Origin of the sequence: Sphingobium sp. B12D2B (assembly GCF_025961775.1) — a bacterium.
GTDB lineage: Bacteria > Pseudomonadota > Alphaproteobacteria > Sphingomonadales > Sphingomonadaceae > Sphingobium.
The window spans coordinates 3,404,816-3,416,167 of record NZ_JAOQOH010000001.1; the positions used below are offsets into that span (position 1 = coordinate 3,404,816).

General features: G+C 62.8%; 9 protein-coding genes. 5 read left to right on the forward strand and 4 right to left on the reverse strand.

The features are described from left to right. Window positions 1–149: 149 nt before the first annotated feature. Entirely contained in the window at window positions 150–926 is a 777-nt protein-coding gene (locus M2335_RS15880) for a hypothetical protein (protein WP_184117229.1), read from the reverse strand. A gap of 110 nt (window positions 927–1,036) precedes the next feature. Next, window positions 1,037–1,579 carry a tetratricopeptide repeat protein gene (locus tag M2335_RS15885; RefSeq protein ID WP_264595318.1) on the reverse strand — a complete coding sequence of 181 codons (543 nt, stop codon included), beginning with the start codon at window positions 1,577–1,579 and terminating at the stop codon, window positions 1,037–1,039. 285 nt (window positions 1,580–1,864) lie between these two features. Between M2335_RS15885 and M2335_RS15890 the strand changes: the two genes are divergently transcribed. Beyond that, window positions 1,865–3,064: an MFS transporter gene (locus M2335_RS15890; RefSeq protein ID WP_264595319.1), complete on the forward strand. Its 1,200-nt coding sequence runs from the start codon at window positions 1,865–1,867 to the stop codon at window positions 3,062–3,064. Here M2335_RS15890 and M2335_RS15895 read toward each other — a convergent pair whose 3' ends face one another. Beyond that, window positions 3,065–3,781, reverse strand: a complete 717-nt coding sequence (locus tag M2335_RS15895) for an SDR family NAD(P)-dependent oxidoreductase (RefSeq protein WP_264595320.1) — start codon at window positions 3,779–3,781, stop codon at window positions 3,065–3,067. Window positions 3,782–3,912: 131 nt separating this feature from the next. Here M2335_RS15895 and M2335_RS15900 point away from each other — a divergent pair, with 131 nt between their 5' ends. The 4 genes from M2335_RS15900 (at window position 3,913) to M2335_RS15915 (ending at window position 8,191) form a co-directional block, all read left to right on the forward strand. Beyond that, window positions 3,913–4,728: a D-glutamate cyclase family protein gene (locus M2335_RS15900; RefSeq protein ID WP_264595321.1), complete on the forward strand. Its 816-nt coding sequence runs from the start codon at window positions 3,913–3,915 to the stop codon at window positions 4,726–4,728. Between the two features lie 5 nt (window positions 4,729–4,733). Then, on the forward strand, window positions 4,734–5,591 hold the full coding sequence (locus M2335_RS15905; protein ID WP_264574204.1) for a phytanoyl-CoA dioxygenase family protein: 858 nt from the start codon (window positions 4,734–4,736) through the stop codon (window positions 5,589–5,591). Beyond that, window positions 5,591–6,379 (forward strand): SDR family NAD(P)-dependent oxidoreductase, encoded by a 789-nt coding sequence (locus tag M2335_RS15910; RefSeq protein ID WP_264595322.1) that lies wholly within the window; start codon window positions 5,591–5,593, stop codon window positions 6,377–6,379. The genes M2335_RS15905 and M2335_RS15910 overlap by 1 nt, the downstream gene beginning before the upstream one ends. 492 nt (window positions 6,380–6,871) lie before the next feature. Beyond that, on the forward strand, window positions 6,872–8,191 hold the full coding sequence (locus M2335_RS15915) for a lipase family protein (protein WP_264595323.1): 1,320 nt from the start codon (window positions 6,872–6,874) through the stop codon (window positions 8,189–8,191). Window positions 8,192–8,509: 318 nt separating this feature from the next. Here M2335_RS15915 and M2335_RS15920 read toward each other — a convergent pair whose 3' ends face one another. Further along, window positions 8,510–10,777 (reverse strand): TonB-dependent receptor, encoded by a 2,268-nt coding sequence (locus M2335_RS15920; RefSeq protein WP_264577916.1) that lies wholly within the window; start codon window positions 10,775–10,777, stop codon window positions 8,510–8,512. Between the last annotated feature and the right edge of the window lie 575 nt (window positions 10,778–11,352).

Sequence of the window (11,352 nt, forward strand, 5' to 3'; positions counted from 1 at the left end):
TAAGCGCTCATGAATGGCCACGAACAGAAAAAGTTGGCGTAGGAAGCGGAACGGAAGCTTTCCGCCAGTTGATAGCGAAAGCTGCCGAAATGATCCGTGGACAGGGATGTACTTTAACTTCTATCCGAAAATCGGCATCTCCAAAAATTCTACTTCGCAATCCCTGGAGGTAATAGCTGAATTGTCAGATGCACGACCTGCTCGGGCTTGTTCAGTTCATCCGCAGTTACGGTGACGCGAGCGATGCGTCCATCAACAGGCAATCCTAGCCATACGCCATATCCATACTTGGGTTTATCTACGCGTTTCGCAACCGTATATCCGGGCAGGGCAGCTTGAATTGCATCGAGAAGCTCATTGCTTTGCGTAACCCCGTTTACCTTGACGATGAGGTTGCACTGCGGGGCATAGCTTTTTTTCGCTTCGAACGGTCCCGTAATGATGAGGCTACCAGAGAAACGCGCATAGGGGCGGTTGTTGAGTTTTTCTCCGTTCTCGCCCAGCCAGATATTGGAAATTCCATAACCTGCGACATTCTGTGAAAATGTCACCGCAGGAACGCTGAACGTTCCGATCAGCGGTTTTGGCGCCGAGAAATCAGGAAGGTTGCTAACCGTGGCGTGAAAGTCAGGAGCGCTAGATTTCACGGCCTCGGCGTAGGCGGCTACGTCGAAGGGTTTGGAGAGACAGATTTTCTGAAAGAGAGAAGCCACCTCAGGGCCGGACATGCTCCGCGCGGAGAAGCTATCCATGGGATCGTCCACTGACCTCTCGCCATAAGCCGGCACCAGGCCGACATAGCTGGGACTGCCGTATTTATCTGTAATAAGCATGTAATCCGCGCCCTGCCCGGTCTGGGCAAGTGCCACTGCTGGCAGTGCGATTGCGGAAAGGATGCTGAGACTGAAATAAACCTCATATTTCATCATAAGCTCCGAAAAGGCCAAGTTCCGGCACCCGTGACTTAAGTAAGGGGTGGCTCGGAAGTCTATTATGAGATTGCGGGTTAGAACAGGATTGAAGGGGTCGGCCGTGCTCAGCCCGGTACATAGATCCAGACATGGCGGGGGCCGCCAGCAAGGGATCTCAGTGTCTTTGTCGCTTCCCACTGGACAGGACGCCCCGGGCAGGGGTCGGCATACAGGTCCGACATGGCCAGTAAGGTGCCCGGGGGCGCGTTATTCAGTTCGTAGGTGCCGTAGACCATGTTGCGGTACAATACCAAGCTGCCCCACAGATCGTGAAGTTTTCTGTCCTTGGAGCATAGGGCGCTATTTTCCAGCATCTGCCGGATAGCCGCTACGGCACGAGGATCGCCGCCCACAGCGGCGCCGGTTAGGAGCAGTTCGGCCTGGACGGGGTCTTGCGCCACACCGTTGCCGTCGCGATAGGCCAATCCCAGAGAATAACGAGCAGAAATATCGCCCTGCTCAATTTCTTTCTTCAGTAGCGGTATAGCAGTGGAGTAGTCGCCATTACTGTAGGCTTTCATCCCCTCGGTGCGTTTAACCCCGATAGAGCAACCCGACAAGCATAGCGCAAGCGAAGCTGATAGTAACAATTTTATGGTGAATTTCATGTCACCCCTCCCCGAGGTGGGGCTAAAAAAGCCTATGCTGGTTGTCCAGCAAAAATGTTGGCTATCGAGCACTTCAAAATTGCGACTTAGAAGCCGGGACTATTGGATCCGTCCCATAGCTATATCAGCTAAAAAACTAGGTGAGTGACAGGTTGGCCTTGATCCCCCAAAAAATGTGAACACCTCGGTGCAGATTGCGAACCCGGCTTGTGGGCACCGGGCGTCTCCTTATCCTGCCTCCTCATGCCGGAGCGCTCGTCCGGCCGCATGATGAGGGACTTAACGATGCTGCCGCCGCGAACGCAAGGAAACTGGAGCACCATAGCGCTGGTCTATCTCATCGGCCTGATGAGCATGGCGCTGGTCGGCATTCTCTCTCCGTTGGCGCTGCGCATTACCGAGGCGATGGATGCGCCCGCTGCCGCGATTGGCCTCACCATTGCGCTCTTCTCCCTGCCCGCGACGATCGTGGCGACGGTGGGCGGCGGCATTGTCGATCGCCTTGGTCCGCGCCTGGTGCTGCTGCTCACCTCGCCGGTCTTCGTGCTGGCGGACGTAATCTTGTGGTTCGCGAAGGATATCTGGATGTTCAACCTGGGCGTGCTGATGGCGGGCGTGGGCTATCTCGGCATCCTGAACGGCGGCGCGGCGATGCTGATGGGCTCGCTGGAGGGCGGCACGCGCACCCGTGCGCTCACCTTGTGGTCCACTTATGCGCCGACCGGCTTTTCGCTCGGCCTGCTGATGGCCGCACCCTTCACCACCAGTGACAGCTGGCGGCTCGCGATTGCCTTCCACGGCGCGATCATGCTCGGATGCGCGGCGCTGGCCTTCATCCTCCCGCATGTCGCGGCAATCCGCAAGGAAGGGCAGAGCGGGCGTGAGAAGCTGGCTGCCCTGTTTGCCGGCCTGCGCCGTCCGCCGATTCTGATGCTCGGCTTTGCCATGGCGATGCCGGCGATGATCTCCTACGGCACCAGCCTTGCCGCGCCAACCTATCTGGCAAAGGTGCATGGCGTCTCGCTCGCCGCGTCTGCGAGCATCGTGGCCATTGCCAAGATCGCCGCGGTGCTGCTCGGCGGCACGATTACCGGTGCGCTGCTCTCCCGGGATTTCCCGATGCGGCGGCTGCTCGGCATCGTCGTGGTCATCGGCATCGTTGCGCAGATCGCTTTGTTCCTGCCGTCCAGCCCGATGATCATCGCCATTGCGGGATTGATGGCTTGGCTGTTTACTTATGGCGCCGCCACCGGAATCTGCATGGCGACTATGCCGGCGCTCGCGACCGGAACGGTCGGCGGCGGCACAGTGGCAGGTTCGGTCAACCAGTTCGTGTCGCTGGCCTCGTTCCTCACCCCCACCGTCTATTTCGCGCTGACGCACTGGTCAAGCTATGTCGGCGTCGCGATCGTCGGCCTGCTGGTCTGCTTCATTGCGTTGCCCCGCGTGCCGACGGCGCCCAAAGCGGCCGCGTCGCCGGCTTGATCAGACCGCCGTGTCGCCGCCGTCCACCGGCAGGATGGCCCCGGTGAGATAACTGGCGGCGGGTGACGCGAGGAAGCAGACCAGCGCCGCGGCCTCCTGCGCTGAACCATGCCGCCGCAGCGGAATCCGCGCCTCGATCTGCGCGCGCTCATCGGCGGCATTTTCCCGCGTGGTCCAGTATGCGTCAGTCAGCGGCGTATCGAGCCAGCCTGGCAGCACCGCATTCACGCGGATGCCGTCCGGCCCCAGCTCGGCAGCGAGGCTGCGCACCAGCCCCGCAACACCGGCCTTGGTTGCCTGATAGCCATGGGTGAAGGGTTGCCCGCGCAGTGTCGCGGTGGATGAGAGCAGGGTGATGCTCGCATTGGCCGATTGGCGCAGCGCCGGCAGCGCCGCCTGCACCGCGAGGAAAGGCAGGCGCAGGTTGATCGCTGCCGCCCGGTCCCACATCGCTCCGGTCCAGCGTTCGATGGGGGCACTCTCCATGGCGCTGGCGGCGATCACCAGCGCATCGAGCGTGGGGAGGTGGGTGAGCGCTTGCGCGACGGCGCAGGCTGGAGCCTCAGGGTCCGCGAGGTCGATGGCGACGTAGGGATAGACACCGTCAGGCGCCGCTCCTTCATCCGCCAGCGCCACCTGATGTCCAGCCCGCGCAAATTCCCCTGCAATCGTGCCGCCCAGTCCGCGCGTGCCGCCGATGATCATCATGCCCGCCATATCTGCGCACTCCCGCAACCGAAAGGCGCAGCCAAGCACGGCCGCGCGGTGCCGCCCATGGCCGGATCGGCAACGGGGGAGGCATCAAAAAGCAACTCTCGGCAACGCCCCGCGCGCGTAAAAGAGCAAATATGACCCAAGCCCTCTCCGCAGGGGCGTCCACGCCCGCATTCGACCGCGCCGATCCGCGCGCCGTGCGGCGTGCGATCCGCGTCGGGGCATTCACCGGGTTCACAAATCATGTCGCCCGGGAGCATGTGCAGGGCAATCTCGTCGCTGTACCCGCTGCCTATGCCGATGATTTCGAGGCTTATTGCCGCGCCAACGCCCAAGCACTGCCCATCCTCGGCCGCAGCGAGCCGGGCGTCCGTGCGATCCCCGCGCTCGCCGACGATCTCGATATCGCCCGCGATACCGGCGGCTATATGGTGTTCCGCGATGGCGAGTTGGTCGAGACCCCGCGCGATGCCTCTGCCGTCTGGGCGGACGATCTCGTCGCCTTCGTGCTTGGCTGCTCCTTCTCCTTCGAAGCCATTCTTCAGCGCGCCGGCGTGCGTCTGCGCCATCTCGATGAGGGCAATGTCTCGGCCATGTACGAGACGGATCGCGAGACCACCCCCGTCGGCCCGTTCGGTGGGAAGCTCATCGTCTCGATGCGCGCGCTCAGCCCCGCCGATGCCATCCGCGCGACGCTGCTCAGCGCCCGCTACCCGCAATGTCACGGCGCGCCGGTTTCGCTCGGTCTGCCTGGCGATCTGGGGATCGCCGATCTTTCGCACAGCTATGGCGGCCACGGCCTCACGACCCTGAACCCCGGCGAGTTGCCGGTCTTCTGGGCGTGCGGCGCGACGGGCCAGAACGCCGTGCGCAACGCCCGTCTGCCGCTCTGCATCACGCACCACAAGGCGCACATGGTCGTCACAGACCTGCCGCTCCCCAAGGACTGACCCTCATGAACATCGATCAGATCGTCTCCGATTATTACGAAAACGGCTATGTCGTCCTGCCCGGCCTGCTGGCGGGTCCGGTGCTGGACAATCTGCGCGCGCTCACCGACCGCGTCGCCGCCAAGGCGGAGACGGTGGAGGCCGATGACGCCTGGTTCGATTTCGACACGGACGTTCAGGGCAACCGCACCATCCAGCGGATCAAGAAGCCCAACCGCATCGATCCCTATTATGCGGAGCAGGCGGGCAATGCGGATATTCTGGCGGTCCTCACCCGCATCATCGGAGCCAATGTCCGCCTCTCGCACACCAAGATCAACATGAAGTCCGCCAATGGCGGCGCCGCGCTGGAGTGGCATCAGGACTGGGCCTTCGCGCCGCACACCAACATGTCGACCTGCGTCGCCTCGGTGATGCTGGATGGCGCCAATGCCTCCAACGGCGCGATGCAAGTCATCCCCGGCAGCCACAAGGGGCCGCTGCTCGATCATCATGACGAGGAGGGCTATTTCTGCGGCGCGGTCGATCCAGCGGCCTTCGACATGACGAAGGCTGTATTGCTCGAAGGTCCGCCCGGAACCGTCAGCTTCCATCATCCGATGACGCTGCACGGCTCGAGCGTGAATCGCTCGGGCGATCCGCGCCGCATCCTCTTCTATGAATATGCCGCCAGCGATGCCTTCCCGCTCTTCTACAAGGTGGATTGGGACGAGTATGAATCGCGCCTCGTCTGCGGCCCCTCGACGCGAGAAGTGCGCTTCGAGCAGAATTATGTGCGCCTGCCCTTCCCTTCGCGCGCGGGCAGCTCGATCTACAAGATTCAGGCCGGCTCGAAGCGCAAATTCTTCGCGGACGCGCAGTGATGGCGGGCAGAACCCCCATCGCTTTCGTCACCGGTGCCAGTGCGGGCACGGGGCGGGAGATCGCGCTGGCGCTGGGCGCGCAGGGCTATGATGTCGCGATGGTCGCGCGGCGCACCGCCGCCATGGAGGAAGTCGCCGAGCAAATCCGCGCGAATGGCCGCCGAGCGCTGGTGCTGACCGCAGACGTGCGCGATGCGCCCGCGCTGGAGGCCGCGCTCGATAGCTTCCTGGGCTGGTCGCAAGGCGTAGTGGACGTCATCGTCAATGCCGCCGGCCACACCGGCCCGCTGTCACCGCCCATCGGCGAGTTTGGCATCGAAGAGTTCGACAGCACCATCGCCACCAATTTGCGGGCACCGTTCATCGTCATGAGCCGCCTGCTTCCAGTGATGCGTGCGGCGGGGCATGGGCGCATCGTCAACATCGGCGGTAATCACGGCATGCGCGGCCGGGCCGGTCGCTCGAGCTATTCCGCCTCCAAATGGGGCCTGCGTGGCCTCACGCGCAGCGCGGCGCTGGAGGCGGGACCGGACGGCGTGACCGTCAACTACGTCGCGCCCGGCCCCATCGCCGTGCCGCGCATGAAGGCCAATTGGCGCGCCATGGCCGAGTTGAAAGGCCTGTCGGAAGAGGAAGCCCTGCGCGCCTATGTGGCGGACATGGGCATCCCGCTCAATCGCCCCAGCGAGATGGCGGACATCGTCGCCATGGTGCTTTACCTTGTCGGCGACGGCGGCCGCAACGTGACAGGGCAGGAACTGGTCGTGGACGGCGGCGCGACGCTTTGAGGCTTGGACCATCCGATCAATCGATGATGCGGTGAGTCCAGTTTGTCGATCATCCCGGCAGCGCTTTTGCAAGACTGAGTTCCAAACCGGACTGGACGCCCCGCCGTTCGTCCTGAGTAGCTGCTGAGCTTGTCGAAGCGGCGTATCGAAGGACCGCTACGTGCGCTGCGATGCTTCAATACGGCTCTTCGATACGCACCTGCGGCGCTACTCAGACCCTACTCAGCACGAACGGGGAAGATCGGCAAAGAGCGCTCCCAACGACTTTTAGTGATAGCGCTAGCGTTCCGCGAGACCCAATAGCGGACAACCGGTCAGGCAAGGATTTGTCCGCGTCGGGCCAACCCCGTTGCCCCGCCGGCACCTCCCCGGTGCCACAATCCCCCCGCGACACTATCCCGCAGCAGGTTAGAACGGCAGGATGCACAAGGAGTGACTCCGCCGATGATGACCCGCCCCCTTCGCCCTGCGCCCTCGCACCGATCAGATCGATTGGCTCGCCTTGCGCTGTGGTCCGTACTGCCCCTGGTAGCGCTAGCCCGGCCGGCGATGGGACAGGAGACCGCGCCCGCGCCTGAACACACGGCGCAGCACACTGCCAGCCCGGTTGATCTGGGCGACATCGATGGCGATGGCGGCGTTTCAGCTTTCTATCAATGGACCGGCGAAATCCCCGCACCTGGCCAGATGCTGCGGCAAGAGCCGTTGCCGGCGGACCGCAGGCAGCCGGAAAGCGGCCAAGCACTGCGCATTCTCTATTCCTCTACCAGCGGCGTGGGAGATCAAGGGCCGATCGTCGTTTCGGGCATGCTATTCCTGCCCAAGGGAAGCGCACCGAAGGGTGGTTGGCCGCTCGTCTCGTGGGCGCATGGCACGACCGGTTTTGCCGATGTCTGCGCGCCCTCGTGGAATGGCACATCGCTGCGCGATCAGGGCTATCTGCAGCGCTGGCTGGAGGCGGGCTTTGCCGTCGTCGCGACCGATTATGAAGGGTTGGGGACAGATGGCGTCCACCCCTATCTCATCTGGCGTTCCGAGGGGCATGCCGTGCTGGACGCCGCCCGCGCCGCCTCCGCCGCTTATCCCGCTGTGCTGTCGCGCCGTGTGGTGCTCGTCGGCCAGTCGCAGGGCTCGGGCGCGGCGATTGGCTCTGCCTACTTGGCAAAGAGCTATGCGCCACAGCTGGACCTGCTCGGCACCGTCGCGACCGGCCTCGTCATGACCTTCGATACGCCGGAGGCCGCCGGGCAGGCAGCAAAGGGCGAGAAGATGACCGATCCCCGTGCGATGGACCCGGGCTTTGCCATGCTGCGCATCGCCGGCACAGATCGCGCGCTCAATCCCGATCTTGATCCGGCCGATTTCGTCACGCCCGCGGGCTATCCGCTCCTGCGCCTTTCGCGGCGCGGCTGCCTGCGCGACCTGATGGCCAAGGCGGAGGAGATGGGGCTCAAGGACGGGCAGACGGTCTTCGCAGCGGATCTCGCGCCGCTCGACAGCAAGATGGACGCCGCCTTCGCCTTTACCGATGGGCGCATCCCCGGCCCGCTGTTCGTTGGCACCGGACTTGCGGACGACATGGCCGGCACGCAGGGACAGTACAACGCCGTGCGCGCCATGTGCGCGGCGGGGACGCAGGTCCATTGGCACACCTATCCGGGTGAGGACCACAGCACCGCCGTCACGGTTTCGGCTGCCGACTCCATCCCCTTCGCGCAGAATCTGCTCAAGGGCCATGTGCCAGCCTCTAACTGCGCAAGCATCCAGCACCCCGGGCCAGTCCAGCAGCGCAAAGGCGCTTATATCGACTGAGCGGCGGGCGACTTCATAAGCCCTTTTTCCGGCGCGCGAGCGCGCTTTTGCGCGTGATTACTGCGCGCGCAATTTGGCTTAAGCCCAACCCTTAGCCCCCTCCAGTCAGGAGAGGCGTTGGGTGAAGGACAGTCTCGCGCCGGAACCGCCTCGGCTATACATCCCGTCCCGCCATTTCTGCCAGGCGCCCAGCGCGCCTGCGCCGATCAAGTCGGCCCACGACTTTCTCGCATAACAAAGCAGAACGGCGGAAGCATCGCTGCTCCCGCCGTCCGCGCGACCCGAAGGACTATTTGCCCTTCGTCTCAAATCCTGTCGTCAGTAACGATACTGGAACGTCAGCCCCACCGTGCGCGGGCGGTAGGTCTGGTTGTAGTAGAGCGGCGAGCCTACCGAGTCGTGATTGCGTGCCAGCAGGTCGTTCGAGTTCAGCAGATTGTCGACGAAGACGGAAAGGTCCACGCCGCTGAACCGCGCGCCGGCACGGGCCGAGACGAAGTTGCGGCCGGGCAGTTCGGTCAGGCCGGCATCATAGCCATAGGTGCCTGGCACCGCGCCGCGGAAAGTGTGGCTGGCGAAGGAATATTCGCCACGCACATAGCCGTCCACACCTGCGCTGAGCTCCCGTTCGTAGCTGCCATAGACGCGGCCGGTCCAGGCCGGTCCGCCGATGTGCTGCCCGTCGGCCTTGAGCACCAGCCCATTGCCGCCGAGCACGTCGCTGTCATAGGTCAGATCAACATAGGCCACGTTGCCGCCAATGTTCAGGCCGCGGGCCGCGCGCAGATCCAGCGAGAGTTCGCCGCCCTTACCCGTGGCGTTGCCGAGATTGTAGATGAAGGAGAAGGCGCAGGTCGGCAAACGCACGGACTGCTGGATGTTCTTCCACTTCATCACATAGGCACTGGCACCGACCTGGAGCGCACCGCCGAACAGCGAGTTCTTGGTGCCTGCCTGATAGGACCAGAGGTTATCCGACTCATAGGCAGTCGGGCTCTCGGTCAGGCCGAGCGTGGCAAGATCGCCCGTGCACAGGTCGCTGACGATCTTCGCCTGAGCACCACCGGGGCGGAAACCCTTGGTCGCCGAGGCATAGATCATGTTGTTGGGCGCGAACTTGTAGGAGATGCCAAAGTTCGGCGTCCAGGCGTGTTCCTTCATGCTGGCCGTCGTGACGGTGCGCACGCCCCGTGAGGTCGGACCATCGGTGATGTTGGTGAAGTCGAAATCAACATGGCTGTAGCGGATCGCAGCGGTCAGCGTCAGCTTGTCGGTCGGCTTGAAGTCCAGGCTTGCGTAGCCGGCGATCTGTTCGTCCTTGGCATCGACCAGGTTCACATAGCTGTAGACGCCTTGATATTGCTGGAAGCCGTTCACCAGAACGCCAGGAATACGGCCAGAGCCAGTGTAGTTGGCGAATTCCTGTTTGCTCTTCGAGTAATAGACGCCGGCCGTCCAATCGAGCAGCGCATTCTCGTAGGACTGCAGACGCGCTTCCTGAACGAAGTTCTTCTGACGCATGTTCAGGTATACGCCCATGTTGTTCAGGTCCTTGTTGGCGTAGGTGCCGAAAGGACTGCCCGAGCGCAGGACCGAGAAATAAGTCGCGTAGTTCAGCGTCTGCTTCTGCTTGCGATCGAAGTAGGACGTGTTGGTGATCAGGTCGATATTGGGCGCAACTTCCCATTCGACCTTCAGGGCCGGTAGGTAGAAGGTGTCCGTGCTCGGCTCGAGGGCGTAGACGCCGCTGTGATAATCATTTTCTGCGGCCAGGCCGTAGCCTTCCCAGAAGTCATCGCGCGAGCGGGTGTGGACGCGCTGATAATAGAAGCTCGGGGTGATGGTGAGCGTCTCGGTCGGCTTCATGCCCAAAGCGGCACGGAAGACCGCTGCGTTGCCGGAATTGATGTCCTTGGCTTTCACCACGTCAGTGCCGTGCACGACCTGATCGATGTAGCCGCCCGTGTCCTGATACCAGCCGCTGAGGCGGAAGGCGACCTTGTCGCTGATCGGCGCTCCGAAAGCGAGACCGGCCTCGTAGCTGGGCGAGCCCTCCTGCGTGAAGGAAACCTGCGCGCGGCTGTAAATTTTAAGCGAGTCATAGTTCGGTTCCGGCGTGATGAAGCGCACCGCGCCACCCTGCGCACTGGCGCCAAACAGGGTGCCCTGCGGGCCGTACAAAACCTCGACACGGTCGAGATCGAAAATCCGAGGATAAGGGTTGCCGCCATAATAGCCAACGTTGCGGATCTGGATCGGCGTTTCGTCGATGTAGATCGCGGTGGTGGCAGAGCCGACGTCCGAGGAAAGACCGCGGATCGCGATGTTGCTGCCATTATTGGCGGTAGAACCGGCGCTCGACGTGAAGTTCAGCGCAGGAGTCAGGCGGGAGAGGTCGTCGATCGTGCGCACGCCCTGCTGGTCCATCAGCCGCTTGTCGTAGCTGGTGATCGAGAGGGGAACCTCGTTGATCGCCTGTTCGCGCCGCGTCGCGGTGACGACGATGACGCCCTGATCGTCAGCAGCCTCCGCTGCGGCAGCATCGGCGGCGTCGGCAGCATGCGCCGTGCCGATGCACGTGGCCAAGACAGCGGCTGCGCAGGATATGGAAAGGGCACTGAATGTGCGCCCGCTTCGCGTCGACCCGATTTCGTTCTTGATGAGAGACATGACTCCGACCCCTTTTTCTCGATACTTGCGAGTAACCTCTCTTGCGCCACGCACCGTCCAGATGTCCTCGCGTGTAACCTCCCTGCTGTTGACCAGCATTTCTGGGCACCGCGTTCCCCGGCGCACGCACATCAAGACAAAGTTTTGCCCGCTGCACCATTGCAAGAAGCGAACCGACCTGTTGCTAAATGTGTAAGAGGAGCGCCCGGCGTTGTTGCAAGCGGCGTCGAGCGATCTCTTTTTTGCACCGCCTGGAGCGCCCAGGCGCTTTAGAGTGATGGCAGATCAAGGCCGTTGGGTTTTGGGTGAGCACAGGCAGAATGGGAAACCCGTCATGACACTGCGGACACTGCTGGCGGGACGCGTCCTTGTGGATGCGCAAGGCACGCTGCTCGGACCAAGTCGGATCAGCATGGGCACCGACGGACGGATCTTGACGGTCGAGCCGGTGCCCGCGGAGTCGTTAAGTCCGGAGGAGGCCGGGCGCCTGA

Coding starts and splice junctions, on each gene's coding strand:
- M2335_RS15880 (WP_184117229.1), bottom strand. CDS start 926: ATGAAATATGAGGTTTATTTCAGTCTCAGCATCCTTTCCGCAATCGCA.
- M2335_RS15885 (WP_264595318.1), bottom strand. CDS start 1,579: ATGAAATTCACCATAAAATTGTTACTATCAGCTTCGCTTGCGCTATGC.
- M2335_RS15890 (WP_264595319.1), top strand. CDS start 1,865: ATGCTGCCGCCGCGAACGCAAGGAAACTGGAGCACCATAGCGCTGGTC.
- M2335_RS15895 (WP_264595320.1), bottom strand. CDS start 3,781: ATGGCGGGCATGATGATCATCGGCGGCACGCGCGGACTGGGCGGCACG.
- M2335_RS15900 (WP_264595321.1), top strand. CDS start 3,913: ATGACCCAAGCCCTCTCCGCAGGGGCGTCCACGCCCGCATTCGACCGC.
- M2335_RS15905 (WP_264574204.1), top strand. CDS start 4,734: ATGAACATCGATCAGATCGTCTCCGATTATTACGAAAACGGCTATGTC.
- M2335_RS15910 (WP_264595322.1), top strand. CDS start 5,591: ATGGCGGGCAGAACCCCCATCGCTTTCGTCACCGGTGCCAGTGCGGGC.